The 25,631-nt window shown below is 71.2% G+C and carries 22 protein-coding genes; 8 read left to right on the forward strand and 14 right to left on the reverse strand.

The features are described from left to right. The 8 genes from EV292_RS10895 to EV292_RS10930 form a co-directional block, all read right to left on the reverse strand. Positions 1 to 2,679 (reverse strand): sensor histidine kinase KdpD, encoded by a 2,679-nt coding sequence (locus tag EV292_RS10895; protein ID WP_132909221.1) that lies wholly within the window; start codon positions 2,677 to 2,679, stop codon positions 1 to 3. Then, the gene (locus EV292_RS10900) at positions 2,679 to 2,975 is read right to left on the reverse strand and encodes a hypothetical protein (protein ID WP_132909222.1); all 297 of its coding nucleotides are present in this window, start codon (positions 2,973 to 2,975) and stop codon (positions 2,679 to 2,681) included. Before EV292_RS10900 ends, EV292_RS10895 begins: the two co-directional genes overlap by 1 nt. 227 nt (positions 2,976 to 3,202) lie before the next feature. Continuing rightward, positions 3,203 to 3,952, reverse strand: coding sequence for a glutaredoxin (locus EV292_RS10905; protein WP_132909223.1), 750 nt, complete (start codon positions 3,950 to 3,952; stop codon positions 3,203 to 3,205). A gap of 75 nt (positions 3,953 to 4,027) precedes the next feature. Further along, positions 4,028 to 5,035 carry a glycosyltransferase family 4 protein gene (locus tag EV292_RS10910; protein ID WP_132909224.1) on the reverse strand — a complete coding sequence of 336 codons (1,008 nt, stop codon included), beginning with the start codon at positions 5,033 to 5,035 and terminating at the stop codon, positions 4,028 to 4,030. Between the two features lie 195 nt (positions 5,036 to 5,230). After that, the gene (locus EV292_RS10915) at positions 5,231 to 6,808 is read right to left on the reverse strand and encodes an alpha-amylase family glycosyl hydrolase (protein WP_132909431.1); all 1,578 of its coding nucleotides are present in this window, start codon (positions 6,806 to 6,808) and stop codon (positions 5,231 to 5,233) included. 46 nt (positions 6,809 to 6,854) lie between these two features. After that, positions 6,855 to 7,247: an acyl-CoA thioesterase gene (locus EV292_RS10920; RefSeq protein ID WP_132909225.1), complete on the reverse strand. Its 393-nt coding sequence runs from the start codon at positions 7,245 to 7,247 to the stop codon at positions 6,855 to 6,857. Then, on the reverse strand, positions 7,244 to 7,807 hold the full coding sequence (locus tag EV292_RS10925) for a VTT domain-containing protein (RefSeq protein ID WP_132909226.1): 564 nt from the start codon (positions 7,805 to 7,807) through the stop codon (positions 7,244 to 7,246). Before EV292_RS10925 ends, EV292_RS10920 begins: the two co-directional genes overlap by 4 nt. 22 nt (positions 7,808 to 7,829) lie before the next feature. Next, positions 7,830 to 9,923 (reverse strand): S9 family peptidase, encoded by a 2,094-nt coding sequence (locus EV292_RS10930; protein ID WP_132909227.1) that lies wholly within the window; start codon positions 9,921 to 9,923, stop codon positions 7,830 to 7,832. A gap of 112 nt (positions 9,924 to 10,035) precedes the next feature. On the opposite strand from EV292_RS10930, the gene gluQRS reads away from it, so the two are divergent. The 5 genes from gluQRS to egtD are packed head-to-tail and all read left to right on the forward strand — an operon-like array spanning position 10,036 to position 13,965. Then, positions 10,036 to 10,875: a tRNA glutamyl-Q(34) synthetase GluQRS gene (gluQRS, locus tag EV292_RS10935; protein WP_132909228.1), complete on the forward strand. Its 840-nt coding sequence runs from the start codon at positions 10,036 to 10,038 to the stop codon at positions 10,873 to 10,875. After that, positions 10,875 to 11,108, forward strand: coding sequence for a twin transmembrane helix small protein (locus tag EV292_RS10940; RefSeq protein WP_132909229.1), 234 nt, complete (start codon positions 10,875 to 10,877; stop codon positions 11,106 to 11,108). Before gluQRS ends, EV292_RS10940 begins: the two co-directional genes overlap by 1 nt. A 9-nt stretch (positions 11,109 to 11,117) precedes the next feature. Continuing rightward, on the forward strand, positions 11,118 to 11,675 hold the full coding sequence (locus EV292_RS10945; protein ID WP_132909230.1) for a cob(I)yrinic acid a,c-diamide adenosyltransferase: 558 nt from the start codon (positions 11,118 to 11,120) through the stop codon (positions 11,673 to 11,675). A 50-nt stretch (positions 11,676 to 11,725) separates the two neighbouring features. Next, positions 11,726 to 12,985 carry an ergothioneine biosynthesis protein EgtB gene (gene egtB / locus EV292_RS10950; RefSeq protein WP_132909231.1) on the forward strand — a complete coding sequence of 420 codons (1,260 nt, stop codon included), beginning with the start codon at positions 11,726 to 11,728 and terminating at the stop codon, positions 12,983 to 12,985. 2 nt (positions 12,986 to 12,987) lie between these two features. Further along, on the forward strand, positions 12,988 to 13,965 hold the full coding sequence (gene egtD, locus EV292_RS10955) for an L-histidine N(alpha)-methyltransferase (RefSeq protein WP_132909232.1): 978 nt from the start codon (positions 12,988 to 12,990) through the stop codon (positions 13,963 to 13,965). A 273-nt stretch (positions 13,966 to 14,238) separates the two neighbouring features. On the opposite strand, the gene hisD is transcribed toward egtD, so the two are convergent. Next, positions 14,239 to 15,534 carry a histidinol dehydrogenase gene (hisD, locus tag EV292_RS10960; protein ID WP_132909233.1) on the reverse strand — a complete coding sequence of 432 codons (1,296 nt, stop codon included), beginning with the start codon at positions 15,532 to 15,534 and terminating at the stop codon, positions 14,239 to 14,241. Then, positions 15,531 to 16,205, reverse strand: coding sequence for an ATP phosphoribosyltransferase (gene hisG, locus EV292_RS10965; protein WP_132909234.1), 675 nt, complete (start codon positions 16,203 to 16,205; stop codon positions 15,531 to 15,533). Before hisG ends, hisD begins: the two co-directional genes overlap by 4 nt. On the opposite strand from hisG, the gene EV292_RS10970 reads away from it, so the two are divergent. Continuing rightward, positions 16,171 to 17,364, forward strand: a complete 1,194-nt coding sequence (locus tag EV292_RS10970) for a DUF2332 domain-containing protein (protein WP_347812588.1) — start codon at positions 16,171 to 16,173, stop codon at positions 17,362 to 17,364. The two genes, hisG and EV292_RS10970, sit on opposite strands and share 35 nt — an antisense overlap. Positions 17,365 to 17,377: 13 nt before the next feature. Here EV292_RS10970 and EV292_RS10975 read toward each other — a convergent pair whose 3' ends face one another. The 4 genes from EV292_RS10975 to EV292_RS10990 all read right to left on the reverse strand — a co-directional run bounded on the left by EV292_RS10975 (position 17,378) and on the right by EV292_RS10990 (position 23,182). Continuing rightward, a complete protein-coding gene (locus EV292_RS10975) occupies positions 17,378 to 18,253 on the reverse strand; it encodes an acyl-CoA thioesterase II (protein WP_132909236.1) in 876 nt (291 codons plus the stop codon). 8 nt (positions 18,254 to 18,261) lie between these two features. After that, on the reverse strand, positions 18,262 to 19,389 hold the full coding sequence (locus tag EV292_RS10980) for an acyl-CoA dehydrogenase (RefSeq protein ID WP_132909237.1): 1,128 nt from the start codon (positions 19,387 to 19,389) through the stop codon (positions 18,262 to 18,264). 261 nt (positions 19,390 to 19,650) lie between these two features. Next, the gene (locus tag EV292_RS10985) at positions 19,651 to 20,838 is read right to left on the reverse strand and encodes an acyl-CoA dehydrogenase family protein (RefSeq protein WP_132909238.1); all 1,188 of its coding nucleotides are present in this window, start codon (positions 20,836 to 20,838) and stop codon (positions 19,651 to 19,653) included. 325 nt (positions 20,839 to 21,163) lie between these two features. Beyond that, positions 21,164 to 23,182: a 3-hydroxyacyl-CoA dehydrogenase NAD-binding domain-containing protein gene (locus tag EV292_RS10990; protein ID WP_132909239.1), complete on the reverse strand. Its 2,019-nt coding sequence runs from the start codon at positions 23,180 to 23,182 to the stop codon at positions 21,164 to 21,166. A gap of 415 nt (positions 23,183 to 23,597) precedes the next feature. Between EV292_RS10990 and EV292_RS10995 the strand changes: the two genes are divergently transcribed. Further along, on the forward strand, positions 23,598 to 24,335 hold the full coding sequence (locus EV292_RS10995) for a Crp/Fnr family transcriptional regulator (RefSeq protein ID WP_132909240.1): 738 nt from the start codon (positions 23,598 to 23,600) through the stop codon (positions 24,333 to 24,335). A gap of 58 nt (positions 24,336 to 24,393) precedes the next feature. Beyond that, complete coding sequence (locus tag EV292_RS11000) at positions 24,394 to 25,614, forward strand: AI-2E family transporter (protein ID WP_132909241.1); 1,221 nt, start codon at positions 24,394 to 24,396, stop codon at positions 25,612 to 25,614. Positions 25,615 to 25,631 lie beyond the last annotated feature (17 nt).

Raw genomic sequence — 25,631 nt, forward strand, 5'->3', positions numbered from 1 at the left:
TCAGTTCTCGTCCTCGGTCGGCAGGTCGCGCACCAGCAGCGCGGGCGGGAAGGTCAGCACGAAGGCGGCGCCCGTCGCGTCGGGGCGGTTCGCCGCATCCACCATCATCCCCATCGCCTCGGCGAAGGCCTTGACGATCGCGAGCCCCAGCCCGGTGCCGCCCGACGCGCGGTCGGACCCTTCGAGGCGGCGGAACGTCTCGAACACCTCGCTCTCGCGCCCGGGGGGCAGGCCCGGGCCGCGATCGAGCACCGCCAGCCGGATCTCGCCGAAGCGGTTGCGCCCCTCGATCACGATCTCGCTGCCGGGATCGGCGTAGCGCCCGGCATTGTCGAGCAGGTTGAGCAGGCAGTGATGGAGCAATTGCGGATCGACGCGGACCAGCGGCAGGTCCGGCGGCACGTCGAGCCGCACCGGATGCCCCTCCAGCGCGCGGCGCGCATCGTGCGCCGCGCCGGTGACGGCGTCGCTGAGATCCACCGCCTCGACGCGAAGCCGCAGCGCCCCCGCTTCCACCCGCGCCATGTCGAGCAGATTGGCGACGAAGCGGTTGAGCCGCGCGGCCTCGCTCTCGATCGTGCCGATCAGCTCGGGGGTGGCGCCGTGGTGGAGCTGCGCCGCGGCGGCGATCACCGCGGTCAGCGGGGTGCGCAGGTCGTGGCTGACCGAGGAGAGCAGCGCCGCGCGCAGCCGGTCGCGTGTCCGCATCACGTCGAGCTCGCGCGTCTCCGCCTGGAGCCGCAGCCGCTCCAGCACCAGCGCGGCCTGATCGACCAGGCTGCTGAGCAGCGGCAGCTCGTCGGCGCGCACCGGGGCGCCGAGCGTCTCGCTCGCGATGCCCAGCACGCCCAACACGCGCTCCCCCGCGCGCAGCGGCTGAAACAGCCATTCGGAGGCGGTCAGCGTGCCCGAGCCCTTGCCGGCGGGGGTGGCGTTGTCGAACGCCCAGGTCGCCGCGGCCTGGTCCATCGCGTCGAGCCGGTAGCTGGCGTCGCTCGCGGCGATGATCTCCAGCCCGCGCGTGCCCCGCGCCGGCATCAGCAGCACGACCTGCACGGCGAGCAGGCGGCGCACGTCGTCGCAGATCATCTGCGCGGCGGTGTCGGCGTCGTTGACGCTGCTGATCTGGCGAAGGAAATTCGCCAGCGTCGCGTTGGTCCGCGCGCTGGCGGCGGCGAGATCGGCCTGCGCGCGCACGCGCGAGGTGAGCTGGCTGGTCGCCACCGCGATGATCAGCAGCACGAACACCGAGATGAGGTTCTCGGGATTGTTGACGCTGAACGTGCCGACCGGCGGCAGGAAGAAGAAATTGTAGGCGAGCGTCGATGCGATCCCCGCATAGAGCCCGACGCGCAACCCGAACAGGCTGGCCGCCGCCATGACCGGCAGCAGGTAGAGCAGCGCGACATTGCCCAGATCGAGCACGTGCGCCAGCGCGGTCGCGACTCCCGTCACCGCGGCCACCAGCAGCGTCGCCGCGGCATAGCCCGCCGAGGTGCCGGCCTGCGGCGGGCGGCGGTGCCCGCGCTGGCTCAGGCGGTCCGCGGCAGGGACGGGGAGCACGTGGACGGTGACGTCGGGCGTGTCGCGGATCAGCCGATCGACCACCGAGCCGTGGCGCAGCTCGAACCAGCGCGAGCGGCGCGACTTGCCCATCACCAGTTGGGTCGCGCGCGCATCGGTGAGGAAGCGCTGGATCCCCTCGACCACCGTGGGAGCGGGCACGCTCGCCACCGCGCCGCCCAATTGCGTTGCCAGCGTCATCGCGGCGGCGACGCGCTGGTGCTGCGCGTCGGAGAAATGCGCCGCGCGCGGGGTCTCGATGAACACCGCGGTCCAGGGGCCGCGCAGCCCGTCGGCGACGCGTTTGGCGGCGCGCACCAGCCCGTCGGCGCCCGGCAGTTCGTTGATCGCGACGACGATCCGCTCGCTTCCGGCCCAGGTGCCGCCGAGCCCGAGCGCGCGCACGTCGTCGAGCATCTTCGCGTCCACCGCCTGTGCCGCGCGGCGCAGCGCCAGCTCGCGCAGCGCCGAGAGGTTGGACTTGGAGAAGAAATGATCGAGCGCGCGGGTCGCTTCCTGCGGCAGATAGACCTTGCCCGCCTTGAGCCGCTCGATCAGCTCGTCGGGCGGGATGTCGACCACCTCGACCTCGGCATGCTCGAGCACGAGATCGGGCACGGTCTCGCGGACGCGGACACGGGTGAAGCTCGCCACCACGTCGTTGAGACTCTCGACATGCTGGATGTTGACCGTCGAATAGACGTCGATCCCGGCGGCGAGCAGTTCCTCGACGTCCTGATAGCGTTTGGGATGGCGGCTGCCCGGCGCGTTGCTGTGCGCCAGTTCGTCGACCAGCACCAGCCGCGGCGCGCGCGCCAGCACCGCGTCGAGGTCCATCTCGCGCAGCACGCGCCCCTCGTAGCGCACCTCGCGCCGCGGCACGATCTCATGCCCGCGGGTGAGCGCCTCGGTCTCGGCGCGGCCGTGAGTCTCGACCACGCCGACCACCGTGTCGACGCCGTCGCGGCGGCGCGCGGCGCCCTCGACGAGCATCTCATAGGTCTTGCCGACGCCGGGCGCGGCGCCGAGGAAGATCTTGAGCCGGCCGCGTCCTTCCTGCGCGGCATGGCGCAGCAGCGCGTCGGGGTCGGGCCGCTCGTCCGCGCCGGGTGGCATCAGCGCGACCGACCGAGCGTCGGCGCGAGGTCGGGGAGTGCGCCGGAAGGGGGTAGAGCTCGTTCGACGCGGGTCATCACCGTGGGATAGACCAGCCCGAGCCGGATCGCGAAGGGGATCGTCGCGACGGTCGCAGGACGCGACGCCACCGACGGCGCGGCAGCAGCGGCGAACTTCTCTGTTCGCGCGGGGGTGAACCTGCGCCCGGTCACGGGCACCGCCGTGCGATCCGTCACGTCGGGGCCGCGAGGCGACGGCAGGGCGGGCACGCGCCGCGCCGCGTGGAAGAACGTCATCCTGCACCCCCGCGTCGCGGCACCGCCCCGTGCGCTGCCCTCACGAACGCGGGATTAGGAGCTGCTCGCATAGCATTGCGAGAGCAATTCCGCTCTTCCGCATATAGCGCGCATATAGCGGGTCGATTCGGCCGGACGCCTCCGCTGACCTGCGCGCGAGAACCTCGGCCGACAAGCGGCCCGCGCGATGATCCGGTCGCGCGTCCGGCGGCCGTCGAGACGCCGGCTCAGCGCAGCGCCATCCAGCCCGCCATCGCGACCATCATGAGGTTCTCGGTCAACGACACGAAGCCGAGCGGTACCCGCGTCGCCCCGCCGACGCAGGCGCATTTGAGCGAGCGCCGGTCGATATAGACCGCCTTGACCACCGACACCGCGCCGATCCCGCCGATGACGAGCGCGAGCGGGATCGACAGCCAGTCCGCCACATGCGCCGCCATCAGTACGCCCGCCAGTCCCTCGGCATAGGGATAGACATAGCCGTAACGAACCCAGCGGCGCGCGAGCAGGTCATAGTTGAGGAACATCGTCGAGAAGGTCTCGACGTCCTGGAGTTTGAGCAGCGCGAGCACGCACATGCTGAAGGCGACGAACCACTCGCCCGCGCGCAGCGTGAGGGGTGTGCCGAAGGCGGCCTGGCTCGCCGCCAGCGCCATCAGCGCGGTCATCGCGAAGACGACGGCGACGGGGCGATAGCTCGTCTCCCCCGGCGCGGCGACGCGCTGGCCGAGATGGCGGCGCAGGTCGTCATAGCCGCCCACGCGCTCGCCCGCGATGAAGGTCTGGGGCGTGGTCCTGACATCATGCTCGGCCTTGAACGCGTCGGTCGCCTCGCGCGTCGTCAGCGGGCGATCGTCCACCGCGAAACCGCGTCGCTCCAGCAGGTCCTTGGCCTTGAGCCCGTAGGGGCAGACATGGCCCGGCAGCACCATGCGATACAGGACGGCGCGACGATCGGGGGAGGCAGCGGCGGTCATCGGCCCGAGATAGGTCTCGGCCCCCGCTCGCGCCAGCGCCGGTGATGCCCGCCGATGCGGCGTCTCCGGAACGGGTCAGCCGATGATGCGGCGGTACAGGTCGACATAGGCGTCGGCCATGCGCTCGACGCTGAACCGTTCCTCGACGCGACGGCGGCAGGCGGCGCGGTCGAGATCGCCGACATGCTCGATCGCCTCCACCGCCTGATCGACCGTCTCGACGAGAAAGCCGGTGACGCCATGCTCGATCAACTCGGGCATCGCGCCGCGCCGGTTGGCGATCACGGGCGTCCCGCACGCCATGGCCTCGATCACCGACAGGCCGAAGGGCTCGTCGAAATTGATGAGGTGGAGCAGCGCGCGCGCGCGTCCCAGCGCCTCCACCCGCGCCGCCCCGCCGACCGCGCCGTGCCAGGCCACGCCCGCGCCGCTCAGCGCGGGGGCCACCGCGCGATCGTGATAGCCCTGATCCTGCACGATGCCGTACAGGTTCAGCCGGCGCCCGCTCGCGCTCGCCGCGGCGATCGCTTCATCCGCGCCCTTGTCGGGATGGATCCGCCCGAAGAACAGGAGATCGTCACTGCCGACGGGATCGAAGGCGAAATCGTCGAGCGGGACGCCGTGGTGGATCGTCGCGGCGTAGCGCAGCGACGGATGCCGGTCGGCGTCGCTGATCGCGACATAATGGACGCGATCCTGGAACGGCGCGTACATCGGCAGGATACGGTCCGACGAGAAGCCGTGGATCGTCGTCACCAGCGGCGTGTCGACCAGTCGCGCGAAGGCGTGCGCGGGAAAATCGGCCTGATTGTGGATCAGGTCGAACTGGTCGGCCTGTTCGAACACATGCGCGAGGTGGCGATACTCCCATACCTTGGCGTCGATCGCGGGGTCTTCGGCGTAGGGCGCAGGGACGATGCCGTCGAGCGTGCCGGCGGTGAGGCTGTCCTGCGTCGCGAACAGGGTGACGTCGATCCCGCGTGCGACCAGCGCCTCGGTGAGCAGATGCGTCACCAACTCCCATGGGCCGTAGTGGCGCGGCGGCGTGCGCCAGGCGATCGGGGCGAGCATGGCGATCTTCATCATCGGTCCTTCGTCATGCGGGAGGGGCGACGCTCCCCCCTCCTGGCGTCATCCTGAACTCGGTTCAGGATCCACTGGCCCGCTTGTCCGGCGGCCGGTGGGTGTGCGGCACGCTGGATCCTGAAACAAGCTCAGGATGACGCCGGCGGATGAGGCGACGGACGAGATCGATGCCGTCCGCGCGCACGTACACAGCTATCGCATCACCACGCCCTCGTCCGCGCGCAGCACGCCGCCGCCAGCGCCGTCGCGCGTCGACAGCAGCACCTCGCCGTCGAACGGCAGCGGGCGCGGCTCGGCCGAGAGATTGAGCGCCACGCGCAGCGCCGCGTCGCCGTCGCGCCGCTCGTACGCCAGCACGTCGGGCGCGGCGTCGACCAGCGCGAAGTCGCCGATCGCCAGCGCCGGATGCGCGCGACGCAGCGCGAGCAGGCGGCGGTAGAGCGTCAGCATCGAGCGCGGGTCGTCCTGCTGCGCGGCGACGTTGCGCGTGCGCCAGTCGGGATTGAGCGGCAGCCACGGCTCGACCGTGGAGAAGCCGGCGTGGCTGCTGTCGTCCCACGGCATCGGCGTGCGTGAGCGATCGCGCCCGATGCCGATCCCCGGCTGGCGGAGGTCCTGCGGGTCGCGCACGCGATCGGGCGGGATGTCGACGCGCCCGATCGCGAGCTCGTCGCCCTGGTAGAGCGTCGGCGTGCCGCGCAGCGTGAGCAGTAGCATCGCGGCGACCCGCGCCTGCGCCTCGCCGATGCGCGCGGCGATCCGCGGCGCGTCATGGCTGCCGATCACCCAATTGGGCCAGCCGTGCGGCGGCAGCGACGCCTCATAATCGCTGATCACGCGGCGCAGCGCGGCGGCGTCCCACGCATTCTCGATCAGCTGGAAGTTGAACGGCAGGTGGACCTGCGGCCGCTCGGGGGTGCCATACCAGCGCGCGTGGCGATCGTTGGGCAGGAAGATCTCGCCGATCAGCACGCGCGCGCGTCCGTCGGCGCCATAGCTGTCCGCCAGCGCGCGCATCTCGGCGGCGATGGCATGCGCCTCGGGCTGGTCGGTCGAATGCTGCTGGATCAGCCGGTCGCGCTCGGTGATGCCCGGGCGCCAATACGGGTTGGGGGGATTGTCGGGGAAGCCCGCCGCCTTGACGATATGCCACAGCACGTCGATGCGGAAGCCGTCGACCCCGCGATCGAACCAGAAGCGCATCACGTCGAGCATCGCCGCCTTGAGCGCCGGGTGGCGCCAGTTGAGATCGGGCTGCTGTTTCAGGAAGGCGTGGAGGTAATATTGCCCGGTGGCCGCGTCATATTCCCAGGCCGAGCCGCCGAAGTCGCTGATCCAATTGTTGGGCGGGCCGCCATCGGGAGCGGGGTCGTGCCAGATGTACCAGTCGCGCTTGGGATCGCTGCGGCTCGACCGGCTCGCGCGGAACCAGGGGTGCTGGTCGGACGAATGGTTGGGAACGAAGTCGAGCAGCAGCCGCAGCCCGCGCGCGTGGATCGCGGCGAGCAGGCGGTCGAACGCCGCGAGATCGCCGAACATCGGCTCGATCCCGCGATAATCGGCGACGTCATAGCCGAAGTCCGCCATCGGCGAGGGGAAGATCGGCGAGAGCCAGATCGCGTCGACGCCGAGCGACGCGACATGGTCGAGCCGACGCTCGATGCCGGCGAGATCGCCGATCCCGTCCGCGTCGCTGTCCTGGAAGGAGCGCGGGTAGATCTGGTAGACGGTGCCGCGCTGCCACCAGGGCGGTTCGTTGCGCTCGGTCATCGCCGGGACAACCGTCGCCGCGGCGAGATGATCCCGCCGCATGCGCTCAGGCGATGAAGGGGGCCGCGATCTCGGGCCGGATGCGGAGCAATCGTCCCGAGGCGCGATCGAGCAGCGCCCAGGTGGTCACCGCCTCGACGCGCACGCGCCCGTCGGTGCCGGTGAAGCGGACGTGGCGGTCGAAGCGCGCGCCGCGCGGCGCCGCGGCGACCCAGGTCTCGCCCGTCACGCGCTCGCCCACCGCGAGATTGCCGCGATAGTCGATCTCGTGCCGGGTCACGACCCAGACATGCGCCGCCTGCTGGTCCGCCGGTGCCACCGCGCTCCAATGCGCCACCGCTATGTCCTGGATCCAGCGTACCCAGACCGCATTGTTGACATGGCCGAGTTCGTCGATGTCGGCGGGCTGGGCGGTGAACTCCCGGCGGAACGGCGTCATTCGCGGCGACTCCTGATGCGGTGGACGAGCGCGACGACCAGCCCCAGCGCCACCATGCTACCCGCCAGCCACCATAGCCGCGAGTCGTGGCGCAACCGGCCGACCGCGGCCTCGAACGTGTCGCCGAAGACATAGCCGATCGTGGTGAAGGTGACCGCCCAACAGATCGCCGACACCGCGTTGACCGCCGCGTAGAGCCGGGGCGCGATCCCCGCGGTGCCGATCGCGATCGGGCTGATCGTGCGCAACCCGTAGAGGAAGCGGAAGGCGAAGATGAAGCCGATCGGATGGCGCTCCAGCGCCGCCATGGCCTTGGCGAAGGCAGGGCGCGCGCGCGCCGCGGCGACCCAGCGATGGTCGCGGAAGCGGCGGCCGGCGTAGAAATAGGCCTGGTCCGCGGTGAAGGAGCCCGCCGCGGCCACGGCCATCGCGCCGGCGAGCGGGAACATGTCCTGATGCGCGAGCAGCCCGCCCGCGATCACCGCGGCCTCGCCCTCCAGCGCGGCGCCGGCGAACACGGCCGCCAGCCCCCATTGCTCGACGATCGCCTCAATCGTCACGGGGCGCGGCGCCGGTCGCGCCTCATGAGTCGACGCCCAGCTGCCACAGCACGAAGGCATGCTCCTCGGCCGCCTCGCGCAGGCTCTCGAACCGCCCCGACTTGCCGCCGTGGCCAGCGCCCATGTTGGTCTTGAGCAGCAGCAGATTGTCGTCGGTCTTCGTCGCGCGCAGCTTGGCCGCCCATTTGGCCGGTTCCCAATAGGTCACGCGCGGGTCGTTGAGCCCGCCCGAGATGAACATCGGCGGATAGGCTTGCGCGCGGACGTTGTCATAGGGGCTATAGCCGCGGATCAGGTGAAAGGCGGCGGCGTCCTCGATCGGATTGCCCCATTCGGGCCACTCGCCCGGGGTGAGCGGCAGCGTCTCGTCGAGCATGGTGTTGAGCACGTCGACGAAGGGCACGTCGGCGATCACCGCGCCCCACAGGTCGGGGTCGGAATTGACCACCGCGCCCATCAGCTCGCCGCCCGCCGACCGCCCCGCGATCGCGATCCGGCCCGCGCTGGTCCAGCGCTGCTCGACCAGCGCGCGCGCGACATCGACGAAGTCGGTGAAGGTGTTAGCGCGCTTCTCGAGCTTGCCGTCGTGATACCATTGCTGGCCGAGATCGTCGCCGCCGCGGATGTGCGCGATGGCGTAGGCGAAGCCGCGGTCGAGCAGCGACAGCCGTCCGGTCGAGAAGCCCGGCGGGATGGCATGGCCGTAGGCGCCGTAAGCGTAGAGGAACAGCGGCCGCGAGCCATCGCGCGGGAAGTCGTGCGGATAGACGATCGAAACCGGCACCGCCGTGCCGTCGCGCGCGGTGATGGTCAGCCGCTCGGTGGCGTAGCGCGCGGCGTCATAGCCGGAGGGGATCTCCTGCACCTTGAGCACCTCGAGCGCGCCGGTGGCGACGTCATAGTCGTAGACCGTGCCCGGGGTGACCATCGACTCATAGCCGAGCCGCAGCACGCGCTGGTCGTACTCGGGATTGTCGCCGACCCCCGCGGTATAGCTCGCCTCGGGGAAAGCGATGCGGCGCGGCGCGGCGGCGGGGTCGTAGGCGTGGATCTCGATCTGGTCGAGCCCATCCTCGCGCCCCTCGACCACGAAGAAGTCGCGATAGCATTCGACCCCGGTCATGTAGAAATGCGGGCTGGGCGCGATCCGCTCGCTCCACTCGCCCGGTGCGGCGACCGGCGCGGTGACCAGCCGCCACATCGGGTCGGTGTCGTTGGTGTGGATGAACAGCGTCTCGCCGTGCGCGTCGACGTCATATTCGCGCCCGGCGTGCCGCGGCGCGACCAGGATCGGCGCGGCGAAGGGATCGTCGGCGGGATAGAGGCGGATCTCGCTGGTGTCGTGGCTGCTCGCGGAGAGCACGATCCAGCGGCGATCGCTCGTCTCGCTGACGCCGACCGAGAAGACGGGATCGTCCTCGTAATAGAGGATCGTGTCCGTCGCGGGATCGGTGCCGAGCCGGTGGACCTTGATCGTGCGCGTGCGCCAATGCTCGTCGGTGAGGCCATAGAGCAGGAAGCGGCCGTCGCTGGTGAAGACGATGTTGCCGATCGTCCCCTCGATCGAGGTGTCGCCCCATTTCCCCGCGGCGCCCGGGATCACCTCGTCGAGCGTCGCCGCGCCGGTCAGGCTCTTGAAGCGGATCGTGTAGCGCTCGGACCCGTCCTCGTCGGTCGAATAGGCGAGGACGCGGCCGTCCTCGCTGATCGCGAGCGCGCCGACGCGGAAATATTCCTTGCCCGCGGCGAGGGCGGGCTCGTCGAGCATCAGCTCGTCGGCACCGCCCGCGACCGGGCGGCGCCACCAGCGGCGATACTCGCCCCCGGTCTCGAACGCGCTCCAGTAGAGATAATCGCCGTCCTTCTGGGGAACGCTCGATTCGTCCTCCTTGATGCGCCCGCGCATCTCTTCGTACAGCCGGTCGACCAGCGCGCGGCGCGGCGCCATCTGCGCCTCGAAATAGGCGTTCTCGGCCTCGAGATAGCCGAGCACGTCACGGTCGGTCACCTCGGGATAGCCGGGGTCGCGGAGCCAGGCGTACGGATCCTCGACGGTGACGCCGTGGCGCGTGAAGGAATGCGCGCGCGTCGCGGCGACCGGGGGAGTGAGCGTCATCCCGCGCTACCTAGGGCGTGAGCGGGGGAGCGGCAACGGGGCGGCGTCGCAAACGCGCTGCGCGTAGCCGCCGGTCTTGCACCGGCGTGCCTCCGCCCGCACATCGCGCGCGATGACGATCGTCACCCGTTTCGCGCCGTCGCCGACGGGGCGGCTCCACCTCGGTCACGCCGATGCCGCGATCCGCGCGCACGATCATGCGCGCACGCGCGGCGGGCGCTTCCTGCTGCGGATCGAGGACATCGACGGCACGCGCAGCCGCCCCGAACATGTCGCCGCGATCCTCGCCGATCTCGCCTGGCTCGGGCTGAGCTGGGACGGCGAGGTGGTGTTCCAGTCGCAGCGGCTCGACCTGTACGCCGCCGCGCTGGATCGCCTGCGCGACATGGGGTTGCTGTACCCCTGTTTCTGCACCCGTGCCGAGATCGCGGGGGCGATGAGCGCGCCGCACGGCCCCACACCCGTCTACCCCGGCACCTGCCGCGGCCGCCCCGCGCCCGACCTGACGCGGCCGCATGGCTGGCGGCTCGACATGGCGGCCGCGGTGGCGCGCGTCGGCGCGCTCGGCTGGTGCGACGGCGACCGCAGGATCGCTGCCGATCCTCTCGCGCAGGGTGACGTCGTGCTCGCGCGCAAGGACGCCCCCGCGAGCTATCATCTCGCGGTCACGGTCGACGATGCCGCGCAGGGGGTCACCGACGTCGTGCGCGGGGTGGACCTGTTCGAGGCGACCCACGTGCACCGCCTGCTCCAGGCGCTGCTCGACCTGCCGGTGCCGCACTGGCACCATCATCCGCTGCTCGTCGGCGCGGACGGCGAGCGGCTCGCCAAGCGCCACGGCGCGCCCGCGCTGGCGGCGATGCGCGAGCGCGGCGAGGACGGGCGCTCGCTCGCGGCGCGGCTGCGCGCGGGCGGCTTCCCAAAGCCCGCCGGCGTGCCTATTTTGTCGTGATGAACACCTTCCTCGTCATCCTGCTGGTCGCGGCGATGATCGCCACGGTGGTCGCGCTGGTGCGCGGCATCGTCTCCTTCCTCCAGGAGGCGTCCGCCGATGCGCGCGGCGAGGGCGCCGGACCAACCGCGGCGCAGCTCAAGAGCAACCGCATGATGCAGCAGCGTATTCTGTTCCAGGCGCTGGCGGTGCTGATCGTGGTGGTGATCCTGTTCGCGGCCGGGCGCACCTGACTCGCCGCGATGGTCAAGCTCAACCGTATCTACACCCGCACCGGCGACGCCGGGACGACCGGGCTGGTCGACGGCAGCCGCGTCCGCAAGGATGACGCGCGGATGGCCGCGATCGGCGAGGTGGACGAGGCCAATAGCGCGATCGGCGTCGCCGCGGAGACGCTGACCGATGCGGCGCTGGTCGCGGCGCTGCGGCGGATCCAGAACGACCTGTTCGACCTCGGCGCCGATCTCGCCACGCCGGGCGAGGATTATGCGCCCTCCGAGATGGTGCTGCGTATCGTGCCCGCGCAGGTCGAGCGGCTCGAGCGCGAGATCGACTCGCTCAATGCCGATCTGCCGCCGCTCACCAGTTTCGTGCTGCCCGGCGGTGCGGCGGCGTCGCTGCATCTCGCGCGCGCGATCGCGCGGCGCGCCGAACGCGCCGCGGTGGCGCTGCTGCCGCACGCCAACCCGAGCGCGGTCGCTTATCTTAACCGCTTGTCCGATTTCCTTTTCGTCGCATGTCGTGCGGTGAACAAAAGCGGTGGCGGTGACGTTCTATGGGTCGCGGGGGCGCATCGCTAACACAGGATAATCCCGCTGGCGTCGCACGGGGCGACGGTAGGAGATGTTCGATGGTGGCGCGACCCGATCTACTGCCCGACCGCGACGGGCTCGCCGCGCGTTATGCCGGCGTCCGCGCGTTGAGCGAGGCGCTGGTCGCGCCGCTGTCCGACGCCGACGCCACCGTCCAGTCGATGGAGGACGCCAGCCCGGCCAAATGGCATCTGGCGCACACGACCTGGTTCTTCGAGACGTTCGTGCTGCGCGACCATGTCCCGGGCCATCACCGGCACGACGAGCGTTTCCCGTTCCTGTTCAACAGCTACTACGAGGCCGAGGGGCGCCGCCACGCGCGCGCGCGACGCGGCATGATCACGCGCCCGACGCTGAACGAGGTGCTGGCCTATCGCGCCGCGGTCGATGCCGCGCTGCTCGCCGCGCTGCCGACGCTCCCGCCCGAGGCGCGTGCGCTGGTGGTGCTGGGTTGCCATCACGAGGAACAGCATCAGGAGCTGCTCGTCACCGACATGCTCCATCTGTTCGGCGAGAACCCGCTCGAACCCGCGATCTGGCCCGCGGCGCGCAAGGTGCCGGTGGCGATGCCGGGGCCGATCGGCTGGATCGAGCGTGGCGAAGAGGTGGTCGAGATCGGGCATAACGGCGAGGGTTTCGCCTTCGACTGCGAGGGGCCGCGTCATCGCGCCCTGTTGGCGGCGCACGCGCTCGCCGACCGGACCGTGACCAACGGCGAATGGGCGGCCTTCGTCGCCGACGGCGGCTATCGCGACCCGCGCTGGTGGCTGTCGGACGGATGGGCCTGGGTCCAGCGCGATTCAATCGCGGCGCCGCTCTACTGGGAACAGCGCGACGGCCTATGGACGCGCTTCGGGCTCGACGGGCGCCGCGCGATCGATCCCGCCGCGCCGGTGACGCATGTCAGCTTCTACGAGGCCGATGCCTATGCCAGCTGGGCGGGCGCGCGACTGCCGACCGAATTCGAATGGGAGGCCGCCGCGGCGACGTATGACGCTGCCGCCGGCAACCAGCTCGACCGCGCCGGGCCGGTCGAGCCGCGCCCCGCGAGCGACGGCCCCGCCTTCTTCGGCGACGTGTGGGAATGGACCGGCTCGGCCTATCGGCCCTATCCCGGCTTCCGCCCGGTAGAGGGCGCTGTCGGCGAGTATAACGGCAAGTTCATGAGCGGGCAGTTCGTGCTGCGCGGCGGCAGCTGCGCCACGCCGCGCGGCCACGCGCGCGCGTCGTACCGCAATTTCTTCTACCCCCATCAGCGCTGGCAGTTCACCGGCGTGCGTCTCGCGAAGGACCTCTGACCATGCTCAAGCCCGAGGCCGCGGACGGCCAGGCCAGCCTCGCCGATCCGCAGTTCCGCGCCGACGTGCTCGCCGGGCTGGCGCGGCGCCCGCGCGCGATCCCGGCGCGCTGGTTCTACGACCATCGCGGCTCCGAGCTGTTCGAGCAGATCACCGAGCTGCCGGAATATTATCCGACCCGCACCGAGACCGCGCTGCTGCACCAGCTCTGCCCCGAATTGCGCCGACTGGCCGGTGCCGGGCGCGCGGTGGTGGAGTTCGGCTCGGGCTCGTCGACCAAGACGCCGACGCTGCTGCGCTGCGTCGAGCCGTCCGCTTACGTGCCGATCGACATCTCGGGCGAGTTCCTGCGCGAGTCGGCGCAGGCGCTGGCGCAGGCCTTTCCCGGCCTGCCGGTGCTGCCGTTCGAGGGCGATTTCACGCGGCCGCTGACGCTGCCGGCGCAGGTGGCGGATGCGCCCAAGCTCGGCTTCTTCCCCGGCTCGACGATCGGCAATCTGATCCCGCTCGCCGCGGTGGACCTGCTGCGCGCGATGCGGGCGTCGCTGGGGGAGGGCGCGATGCTGCTGATCGGGATGGACCGGATCAAGCGCCCCGACGTGCTGCTGCCCGCCTATGACGACGCGCAGGGCGTCACCGCGGCGTTCAACCTCAACCTGCTCGACCGGATCAATCGCGAGCTCGACGGTACGATCCCGCTCGACGCCTTCCGGCACTGTGCGGTGTGGAACGACGATCGCGCCCGCGTTGAGATGCATCTGGAGGCACGGCGCGACGTCGCGTTCGCGGTCGACGGCCGCGCCTTCGACATCGCCGAGGGCGAGACGATTCATACCGAGAACAGCCACAAATACGGCGAGCGCGACGCGCGCATCCTGCTGCGCAGCGGCGGCTGGACTCCCGTGCGCGAGTGGACCGACGACAAGGGCCTGTTCGCGGTGATCCTCGCGGAGGCGCAGCCCGAGCGCCCGGCCCCGTAGCGGGCGCTCCGTCCCGTCAGCGACGAGCGGCGGGGCGCCTGCTAATCGTGGCGTCCACCTGGCGTGGATCTGCGGGGTGCTCCTGCGGACGCAGGAGCCCAGAGCCACGAGCGTCGCGCCTGCCGCGCTGGGCTCCTGCTTCCGCAGGAGCACGGTGCGACCGGGCTCGATCAGATTCTTGTCGGGGCGCCCCCGGACTCGATCACTCGATCATCCGCGCTCGCGGTGTGGATTATGTCGCTCGGCGAGCACTCTTTCCGAGGGATGAGCGCCTCACCGGTTGGTCCGGATCCGCAACGCCACCGATTGGGCGTGCGCCGGCAACCCCTCCGCGCGGGCCAGCGCGATCGTCGCCGGGCCCAGTTCGTTCAGCGCGCTCTCGTCGAGCTGGAGGAAGCTGGTGCGCTTCATGAAGTCGGTCACGCCCAGCCCGCTGGCGAAGCGCGCGCGCCGGCCCGTCGGCAGCACGTGGTTCGGCCCCGCGACATAGTCACCGATCGCCTCGGGCGTGTGCCGCCCCAGGAACGCCGAGCCGGCGTGGCGCAGCCGGTCGAACAGCGCGCGCGGGTCGTCGCAGGCGAGCTCGACATGCTCGGGCGCGAGCCGGTCGACCAGCGGCATCGCCTCGGCCAGCGTCGGCACCACCACGATCGCGCCATTGTCCTCCCACGCGACGCGCGCCACCGCCTCGGTCGGCAGCGCGGTGAGCTGGCGCTCGACTGCCTCCGCGACGCGCTCGGCGAAGGCGGCGTCGTCGGTGAACAGGATCGACTGGGTGGTGGTGTCGTGCTCGGCCTGGCTGAGCAGATCGGCGGCGATCCACTCGGGATCGTTGGCGCCGTCGGCGACGACAACGATCTCGCTCGGCCCGGCCACCATGTCGATGCCGACCACGCCATAGACCTGGCGCTTGGCCTCGGCGACCCAGGCGTTGCCCGGCCCGGTGACGACGTCGACGCGCGCGATCCGGTCGGTGCCATAAGCCAGCGCGGCGATCGCCTGCGCGCCGCCGACGCGCCACACCTCGTCCGCGCCGGCGAGATGCGCCGCGGCGAGTACCAGCGGGTTGATCGCGCCGTCGGGCGTCGGCGTCACCACCACCAGCCGCTCCACGCCGGCGACCCTGGCAGGGATCGCGTTCATCAGCAGCGTCGAGGGATAGGCCGCGCGCCCGCCCGGCACGTACACGCCCGCGGCGTCGACCGCACGCCAGCGCGCGCCCAGCCGCACGCCCGCGGCGTCGGTGAAGTCAGTGTCGCTCGGCCGTTGTTTCTCGTGATAGGCGCGGATGCGCGCGGCGGCGAGCTCGAGCGCCGCGCGCAGCTCGGGCTCGAGCGCCTCGAATGCCGCGGCGCAGGCGGCGCGGTCGACGCGCCAGCCGGTCTGGTCGAGATCGTGGCGGTCGAGCTTCTGCGTGAAGGCGTGGAGCGCGGCATCGCCCTCGTCGCGCACGCTGCGCACGATCGTGGCGACGTCACGCGCCACGTCCACCGCGGCCTCGCGGCGCGCGTCGACCAAAGCGTCGAAGCGCGCGGCGAAATCGCCGTCGCCTGTGTTGAGCCGGATCATGCCGCCTTCTTCCCCACCGCGGCGCGGAATGCCTCCACCAGCGGGAAGACATGCGCGCGCGTCTTCATCGCGGCGCGATTGACCACCAGCCGCGCCGAGACCGCCATGATCGACTCCACCTCGACCAGCCCGTTCTCTTTGAGCGTCCGCCCCGAGGAGACGAGGTCGACGATACGCGCGGCGAGCCCGAGCGTCGGCGCCAGCTCCATCGCGCCGTTGAGCTTGATACATTCGGCCTGCACGCCCCGGCGGGCGAAATGCTGCGCGGTGACGTGCGGGTATTTGGTCGCGACGCGGACATGGCTCCAGCCGCGCGGGTCGTCGCGCGCGGCCAGCTCGGCGGGCTCGGCGATCGACAGGCGGCAGTGGCCGATGTCGAGGTCAACCGGCGCGTACAGCTCGGCATAGTCGAACTCGGCGAGCACGTCGGAGCCGACGATGCCGAGCTGCGCCGCGCCATGCGCGACGAAGGTGGCGACGTCGAAGGCGCGGACGCGGATCAGCTCTATACTGGGATCGGCGGTGCGGAAGCGCAGCGCGCGGCTGCTCTCGTCACCGAACGCCGGCTCGGGCACGATCCCGGCCGCGGTCAGCAGCGGCAGTGCCTCGGAGAGGATGCGGCCCTTGGGGACCGCGATGACGATCGGCTCGGAGGCAGAGGGCTCGGACATGGCGGCGCTTTACGGCGGCACCCGCGCGGGAGCAACGGGCAGGCAGGAGGAAGCGACGATGAGCGAAGCGGCGGTGCGGGAGGCGTTCCGGATCCAGGCCTTCTACTGCGCGCGCATGGACGCGCCGATCTACGCGCGGCTGTGCGAGGTGATCGCGGATCGGCTCGGGCGCGACGGCGAGGTGGCGCGCCGCGTGCTCGACTGGCCGGGCGAGCCGACGCGCGACGCGCTGCCGCTGCGGCTGATCGGCGGCCTCCACGCGCTGGTGCTCGATCGCGCCGACGCGGCGCTGGCGGCGGTCTTCGCCGGCGCGGTGACCGAGCCCGAGGCGATCGCCGCGGTGCTCGCCGCGACGCTGGAGCACCACGCCGGGCGGCTGCTGCCCTATCTCGACGGGCCGCCGCAGACCAACGAGCCGGGGCGCGCGGCGGCGCTGATGGTCGGGCTGATCGCGGTCGCACGTCGCGCGGGGCTGCGGCTGGAGACGCTGGAGATCGGCGCGAGCGCCGGGCTCAACCTGCTGATCGACCGCTATGGCGTCGATCTCGGCGGCGTCGTCTTCGGCCCAGCCGCGCCCGCGCTGACGCTGCGCCCGGACTGGCGCGGCGCCGCGCCGGAGCCGGTCGCGCTCGACATCGTCGCGACGCGCGGCTGCGATGTCGCGCCGCTCGACGCGCGCGACCCCGCGCAGGCGCGGCGGCTCGAATCCTATGTCTGGCCCGAGGCGCCCGAACGGCTCGCGCGACTGCGCACCGCGATCGCCATGCTACGCGCGCACGGCGTCGCGCTCGATCGCGCCGACGCCGCCGACTGGATCGAGGCGCGGCTGGCCGAGCCGCAGGCGGCGGGCGTCACCCGCGTGCTGCTCCACTCGGTGGTGTGGCAGTATCTGCCGGAGGCGACCGCCGATCGCGTCCGCGCCGCGATGGCGGCGACGGGCGCGCGCGTTACGCGCGATCGCCCGCTCGCTTGGGTGATGATGGAGCCGGACCGTGCCGCCGGGCGTCAGCTGGTGCGGGTCCGGCTCTGGCCCGACGATCGCGGCTGGGAGACGGTCGCGAGCGCGCACGCGCATGCGGCGTGGATCGCGCCGGGCGCACCGCCCGAGCAGGAGCCCGGGATCGCCCTGCCCGACGGGGCCGTGATCCGCGCGGGCTGAACGGGCGCGCCGGTCAGCCCGCGCGGCGGCGGATCAGCCCTTCCTGCGCGACACTCGCGACCAGCCGGCCGTCGCGCGTGAAGATCTGGCCGCGGTTCATCCCGCGGCCGGCCCCCGACCAGGGGCTGTCCGCCGCGTACAACAGCCACTCGTCCGCGCGCACCGGCGCGTGCAGCCACAATGCATGGTCGAGGCTCGCGGTCTGCATGCCCGGCGTCGTCCAGCTCACGCCGTGCGGCAGCATCGCCGTGCTGAGCAGCGCGGTGTCGCTGGCATAGGCCAGGATCGCACGATGCACCGCCGCGTCGTCGCCGAGCGGCGCCACGGTGCGGAACCAGCTGTGCTGCACCGGCTCGCGCGGCGTCGGGTCGGTCCAGCGGCGCGGCGCGACCGGGCGGAACTCGATCGGGCGCTCACGCAGCAGCGGCTCGCGCCAGCGCTCCGGGATCGTCTCGCGCTGCTCGATCCGCCACGCGCGCTCGCTCCGCAGCGTCTCGGGCGCGGGCACGTCGGGCATCGGCGACTGGTGGTGGAAGCCGGCCTCGTCGCGCTGGAACGAGGCGGTGAGCGTCAGGATCGGCCGCTCGTCCTGCCATGCCACCACCCGCCGGGTGGCGAAGCTGGCGCCGTCGAAGTCGCGCGCGACGCGATAGTCGATCGGCGCCGCCTCCGACCCCGGCCGCATGAAATAGGCGTGGAGCGAGTGCGCGGCGCGGCCGTCGACGGTGCGCTGCGCCGCCTGGAGCGCCTGCGCCACCACCTGTCCGCCGAAGACGCGCCCGACCCCGCCGGTCGAGCGGCGCCCGCGGAACAGGTCGACGTCGACCGCGACCACGTCGAGCAGATCGACGAGGTCGGCGACGAGCGCGGCGGGCGTTGTCTCCGCCATGGCGCGCCTCAATAGCCCGAAGCGCGTGCGAGCCGATCGGCATGGTAATGCGTGTCGCCGAACATCTCGGCGAGCACGCGCGCGCGCTTCATGTAGAAGCCGACGTCATATTCGTCGGTCATGCCGATCCCGCCGTGCATCTGCACGCTCTCCTGCACCGACAGCGTCGTGGCCAGCCCGGTCATCGCCTTGGCGACCGAGACCGCCTCGTCGGCGGCGTCGCTGCCCGCGTCGAGCAGCTGCTGCGCCTTGAGCACCGCGGCGCGCGCCACCTCCATCTCGCTGTACAGGTGCGCGGCGCGATGCTGCAGCGCCTGGAAGCTGCCGATCGGCACGCCGAACTGCTTGCGCTGCTTGAGATAGCCGATCGTCATGTCCATCGCGCCCGCGCCGACGCCGACCAGCTCGGCCGCCGCGCCGGTGCGCCCGGCGCGCAGCGCGCGGTCGAGCACCGTGCGACCGGCGTCGACCTCGCCCAGCACCGCGTCGGCGTCGACAGTGACGCCCTCCAGCGTCAGCCGCGCCGCGACGCTCGAGTCGGCGAGCCGCTCGGGCGTGGCGGTCAGCCCGGCGGCGTCGCGCGGCACCGCGAACAAGGTGATGCTCTCGGCATCGTCGTCGCCGCCGGCGGTGCGCGCGGCGACGATCAGCACGTCGGCGACATGGCCGTGCGTGACGAACTGCTTGGCGCCGGAGAGGCGGAAGCCGTTGCCGGCGCGCTCGGCGCGGAGTGCGACGCGGTCGCGGTGCTTGGCGCCCTCGTCGATGGCGAGCGCGGCCACGGTCTCGCCCGCGACGATGCCCGGATACCAGCGCGCCGCCTGCGCGCTGCCGCGCAGCGCCTCCACCGCCGCGACCGCGGTGGTGAGGAAGGGGGAGGGCGATAGGTTGCGCCCGATCTCCTCGAGCACCACGCCGGCCTCGACATGGCCGAGCCCGAGCCCGCCCTGGTCCTCGCCGATCAGGATGCCGGTGAAGCCCATCTCGGCGAACTGCTTCCACAGATCGCGCGAGAAGCCCGCGGGGTCGTTCGAGTCGCGCAGGTGGCGGAGGTGGGAGACGGGGGCGTGCTCGGCGACGAACTCCTTGGCGGTGTCGCGCAGCATCGTCTGTTCGTCATTGAGGTAGAGCGGCATGGTGGCATTCCCGTGTTCCGGCGGACGCCGGAACCCAGCGTTCCGGGTGCGCCGCTTTGTGGCTCTGGGCTCCTGCATTCGCGAGACCTGTGCAGAACCCCTCGTCATCCCGGACTTGTTCCGGGATCCACTCCGCCGCGAGAGCAACGAGCCATGAGCTCGCGGGACGGTGGATCCCGGAACAAGTCCGGGATGACGGGAGAGGAGGAGGGCTGCGTCACTTCCGCAGAGGTCTCGCTTCCGCAGGAGCACGGTCTCGATCTAGGCCCCCGGCAGCTCGAGGATCCGCTTGGCGACGATGTTGAGCTGGATCTCGCTCGTCCCGCCCTCGATCGAATTGGCCTTGGTGCGCAGCCAGGCGCGCGCGCCCGCGCCGCCGCGCGAGCGCTCGCTCTCCCATTCCAGTGCGTCCGAGCCGCCCGCCGCCATCATCAGCTCGTGGCGCGCCTTGTTCAGCTCGGTGCCGACATATTTCATCATGCTGGGCTGGGCGGGATGCGCGCGCCCGGCCTTGAGCTCGTCGATGAAGCGCTCGGACATCGCCGCGAACGCCTTGGCGCGCACCTCGAACAGCGCGATCTGCGCGCGCAGCAGCGGGTCGGCGAGGCGACCGTCGTGATCGAGCCCGACCGTGGCGATCGCGCCCTCCACCAGCGGATTGCGCCCGCCGCTCGCCAGCCCCATGCCGCTGATCATCTCGCGCTCGTGGCCGAGGAGATATTTGGCGACATCCCAGCCCCTGTTCTCGTCGTGGACGCGATTGGCCTTGGGCACCTTCACACCGTCCATGAAGGTCTCGCAGAAGGGTGAGTAGCCGCTGATCAGCAGGATCGGCTTGGTCGAGACGCCGGGCGTGTCCATGTCGAACAGCACGAAGCTGATGCCGCCCTGCTTCGATTCCTTGCTGGTGCGCACCAGGCAGAAGATCCAGTCTGCCTTGTCGGCATAGCTGGTCCACACCTTCTGGCCGTTGACGACATAATGGTCGCCCCCGTCCTCGGCGCTGGCGGCGAGCCCGGCGAGGTCGGACCCGGCATTGGGCTCGGAATAGCCCTGGCACCAGCGGATCTCGCCGCGCGCGATCCTGGGCAGATGCTCGAGCTTCTGCGCCTCGGTGCCGTATTTGAGCAGCGCTGGACCGAGCATCGAGATGCCGAACGAGTTAAGCGGGTTGCGCGCGCGGATCGCAGCCATCTCCTCGCGCAACACCTTGGTTTCGGCGGGAGAGAGCCCGCCGCCGCCATATTCCTTCGGCCAGTCGGGAACGGTCCAGCCGCGCTCGGCCATCGCCTCGAGCCAGCGCGCCTGCGGCGGGTTGGCGGCGGGGTCGTAGCGGCGACCGCCCCAGCAGATGTCGGTGTCGGCGCGCACCGGCTCGCGCATCTCGGGCGGGCAGTTCGCGGCGAGCCACGCGCGGGTGTCGGCGCGGAAGGTGTCGAGGTCGGTCATCGCTGGATCCTCGCGGGGGAGATGGTGTGGGCGGCGTGAATGGTGTGGCCGGCGTGATCGGCGTGGCCGGCGTGAGTGGCGTGGGCGGCGTGAATGGTGTGGGGCGCGGGGCCGCTCGCCCCACTCACTGCCGTCATCCCGAACTTGTTTCGGGATCCACGGTGCCGCCTACTCAGGTGTGGCGGCTCGTGCGGGACAGTGGATCCTGAAACGAGTTCAGGATGACGGCAGTGCGAGGGGAGGGGGCGCGGGCCACCGCCGACGGCCCCAATCCGCCGCCTGCCGCCTCGCCGCCACCCGCCGGGCCACCCGCCGGCCGCCACCCTCACTTGATCGTGCCCGCGCGCAGGCTCTTCGCCACCGTGAAGCCGTGCTTCTCCAGCGCGGCGACGACCTTGTCATAGCCCTCGGTCTTCGCCCAGAACATCGGGCCGCCGCGATAGACCGGCCAGCCGTAGCCGTAGATCCACACCACATCGACGTCGGACGCGCGCTGCGCCTTGCCTTCCTCCAGGATCAGCGCGCCCTCGTTGACCATCGGGTAGAGCGTGCGCTCGACGATCTCCTCGTCGGTCACCTCATGCTGCGGCGTGCCGGTCTTCTCACGCCACTCCTGGATGATCTCGGCGACGCGTGGCGAGGGACTCGGATTGCGCTTCTCGTCATAGTCGTAGAAGCCCGCCTGCTTCTTCTGCCCCCAACGACCCTCGGCGGCGAGCGCGTCGCGGACGTTCTCGATCCGGCTCGGGTCGCGGTGCCAGCCGATGTCGACGCCCGCGAGATCGGCCATCTGGAACGGCCCCATCGGCATGCCGAACGCGGTGTGGACGCGATCGATCTGCTCGGGCGTGGCGCCCTCGAGCAGCAATTTGTTGGCCTCGACCTGGCGCGGCATCAGCATGCGGTTGCCGATGAAGCCATAGGTGACGCCCGCCACCACCGCGACCTTGCGGATCCGCTTGGCCAGCGCCATCACCGTCGCGAGCACGTCGGGCGCCGTCGCGGCGCCTCGCACCACCTCCAGCAGCTTCATCACATTGGCGGGCGAGAAGAAGTGCATGCCCAATACGTCCTGCGGCCGCTTCGTGCAGGCGGCGATCGCGTCGATGTCGAGATAGGAGGTGTTGGAGGCGAGGATCGCACCCGGCTTGGCGATGCCGTCGAGCCGCGCGAAGATCTCCTGCTTCACCTCCATATTCTCGTACACCGCCTCGATGATCAGGTCGCAGTCGGCGAGCGCGTTGAAGTCGAGCGTCGGCGTCAGCGCCGCCATCGCCGCCTCGACCTGCGCGAACTCCATCCGCCCCTTCGCCGCGGTCGCTTCGTAGTTCTTACGGATAACGGCGGTGCCGCGGTCGAGCGCCTCCTCCGCCATCTCGACGATCGTCACGGGGATGCCCGCGGAGAGGAAGTTCATCGCGATCCCGCCGCCCATCGTGCCGGCGCCGATCACGCCGACCCGCGCGATCGGGCGCAGCGCGGTGTCGGCGGGGACGTCGTCGATCCTGGCGGCCTGGCGCTCGGCGAAGAAGATGTGGCGCTGCGCCGCCGATTGCGTGCCGGTCATCAGCCGCATGAATGCCTGCCGCTCATAGGCGAGCCCTTCCGCGAAGGGCAGCTCGGTCGCCTTGACGACGCAGTCGATATTGGCGGCGGGCGCGTCGAAGCCGCGGAACCGGCGGGCGTTCTCCTTGGTGAACGCGGCGACAGCCGCCGGATCGGCCGCGACGGTCTTCTCGGCCGCGCGCGGGATCGGCCGCTTGGCCTTGACCTCGTCGGCGAAGGCGAGCGCGTCGGCGGCGAGACTGTCCTCGCCGACGATCCGGTCGATCAGGCCCGCCTCCTGCGCGCGCTGCGCCGAGATCGGCTCGCCCTTGGCGGTCATCTCCAGCGCGAGCCGCACCCCGGCGAGCCGCGGCAGCCGCTGCGTGCCGCCGGCGCCGGGCAGCAGGCCGAGCTTCACCTCGGGCGTGCCGATCTTCGCGGAGGGCACCGCGACGCGATAGTGACAGCCGAGCGCCACCTCGCAGCCGCCGCCCAGCGCGGTGCCATGGATCGCGGCGACGACCGGCTTGCCGCACGCCTCGATCATGTCGACCAGCACGGGCAGCAGCGGCTCGACCGGCGGTTTGCCGAACTCGGTGATGTCCGCGCCCGCGAAGAAGGTGCGGCCGTCGCAGCGGATCACCATGGCCGCGATCGACTGATCCGCGGCGCCTTCCTTGATCGCCGCCTCCAGCCCGATCCGCACCGCGGCGCTGAGCGCGTTCACCGGCGGATTGTCGGAGACGATGACGAGCACGTCGCCGTGGCGCTCGGTGCGGATCGGGGACGGGCTGGTCATCGGTGGCTTACTCCTGCGGCGTGCGGCGGCGGTGGGTGCGGAGAACGCGCGGCAGGCGGCGACGCGTGACCTGGCGCCTGCGCACGGCGCGCCTATCGCTCCCCATACCGGTCGTTCGAACCATGGCTCCTTCTATCGCGCTGCGCGCTTTCAGAATCAACTCACGTCTCGCATCACAGCGAACCCGATGTTCGATGCTGGCGGCTGAAGCGACCTGTTCGAGGCATCATGAGGTCGTCGAACGAGGTGGCCGGCGCTCACCTCCGCGGCAGCGGAGGCGGTGCGCGGCGATCGGTGCGCTCACCGATCCGCTGGCGCGCAACGCCGCAGGCCCGATCGTCGCCCAGGAGCCGAGGGGCTTGTTCCGGGAACGTTTCGCGGCATAGGTCTGTTTGCCAAGGAGCGGGGGACAGACATGCGCGTGACACGGGACTTCCTACGCGGCCGCGGTCGCGACGCGATCAGCGACGCCGACAAGGATGTGCTGGAACGCGCGGTCGAGCGGATCGAGACCTTGCCCGCGCGCACCATCGTCACGCGGCGCGGTGACAGGCTGCGCTCCAGCACGCTGCTGCTGGAAGGCGCGATGTGCCGCTACATGGACGCGCGCGACGGCTTCCGTCAGCTCGTCGCGCTCCAGGTGCCGGGCGATTTCGTCGATCTCCACGGTTACCCGCTCCAGCGGCTCGACCATGACGTCGGCACGCTGACCGAGACCCGAGTCGCGATGATCCCGCACAGCGCGATCGCCGCCATCGTCGCCGATCATCCGCAGCTCGCCCGCATCCTGTGGCGCTCGACGCTGCTCGACGCCGCGCTGCACCGCGAGTGGATCTTCCGCATTGGGCGGCTCGACGCCGCGGGGCGGATCGCGCACTTCCTTCTGGAGACCTACCATCGGCTCGCGGCGACCGGACGCGGCAGGGACGGGGTGTTCGAGCTCGCGCTGATTCAGCAGGATCTCGGCGAGGCGTGCGGGCTGACCAGCGTTCACGTTAACCGCACGCTGCGCCGGCTGCGCGAGGAGAAACTGGTCGAGGTGGTGCGCGGCACCGTCACGATCCTCGACGAGCCGGGGCTCGCCCGCGTGGGCGAGTTCGATCCGGATTACCTCTATCTGGAACAGGGGCCGTGGCAGGCGGCGGCGGCCTGACGCCTGGGCCGGTCTGCGGCTCCTTTTCCCCGCGCTTTCTACCAGCTAGGTAATCTCGATGGCCGATCTCCCGCCGCCTCCGGCACCCGCTGCGCCGCCGCTCCCGCCGGCCGCGGCGGCGCTGTCGGCGGAGGGCGATCCGCAGGTGGTGCTGCGGCGCGACCGGCTGCTCGCCGCGCTGACGCTCACCGCGGGGATCGGGCTGATGATCGGGCTGCCGTTCGCGCTCAAGGCGGGGGCGGAGTTCTTCATGCCCACCGCGGTGGCGCTGGTGGTGGCGCTCGCGCTGATCCCGCTGCTCGAGTGGCTCGAGCGGCGGCGGCTGCCGTCCGCGGTGGCGGCGCTGCTGTGCGTGCTGCTGTTCCTGACGATCGCCAATATCGCGCTGGCCGCGATCATCGTCCCCGCGACCGAGTTCTTCCGCCTGCTGCCGTCAAGGATCGGGCGGATCCAGGACAATCTCGCGCCGCTGCTCGACCTCTATTCCAGCCTCGAGAAATACGCCAACCGCACCCTGCGCCAGATCGCCACCACCCCGGTGCGCCCGTCGCCCACCGCCGCGGTGGCGCCGCCCAGCTCGATCGTCGAGCTCGCCGCCACGTCGGCGCCCGCGGTGATCATCCAGGTGTTCTACGCCATCCTGGTCGCCTTCTTCTTCCTGTCGGGCTGGACCCGCACGCGCGAGCGGATGATCACCGAGCGCGCGAGCTTCGGTGGCGCGATGGCGACCGCGCGCGTGCTGCAGGAGATGGTGGACGACGTGTCCTCCTATCTCGGCACGATCACCGTCATCAACGTGTCGCTCGGGATCATCATCGCGGGTGCGCTCCATCTGCTGGGCATGCCCTTTCCGCTGATGTGGGGCGGCATCGTCGCGCTGCTCAACTACATCCCCTATTTCGGCCCGGTGGTGGCGGCACTGCTGCTCGCGATCGGCGGGTTGATGACCTTCGCCGACGTGTGGACCGCGCTGTCCGCGCCCGCGATCATGTATGGCGCGCATCTGATCGAGGCGAACGTGGTGACGCCGCTGATCGTCGGCCACCGGCTCACCATCAACCCGGTGATGATCCTGATCTCCATCTCCTTCTGGGGATGGGTATGGGGGACGGTGGGGGCGCTGCTCGCGGTGCCGATCCTCATCATCGTCCAGACCGTGCTGTCCGCCGCGGGGCGCCCCGATATCGCGGGCTTCCTGTTCGAGCACGGCACGCTGACCCGCACCCGCGAGGGGCGCCCCGGCGTGCTCGCGCGGCGCGGCGAGAAAGACGCCGAATAGCCGTTGACAGCCCCCGG

Source organism: Sphingomonas sp. BK235 (assembly GCF_004345855.1).
In the GTDB taxonomy this organism is placed as follows: Bacteria; Pseudomonadota; Alphaproteobacteria; order Sphingomonadales; family Sphingomonadaceae; genus Sphingomonas.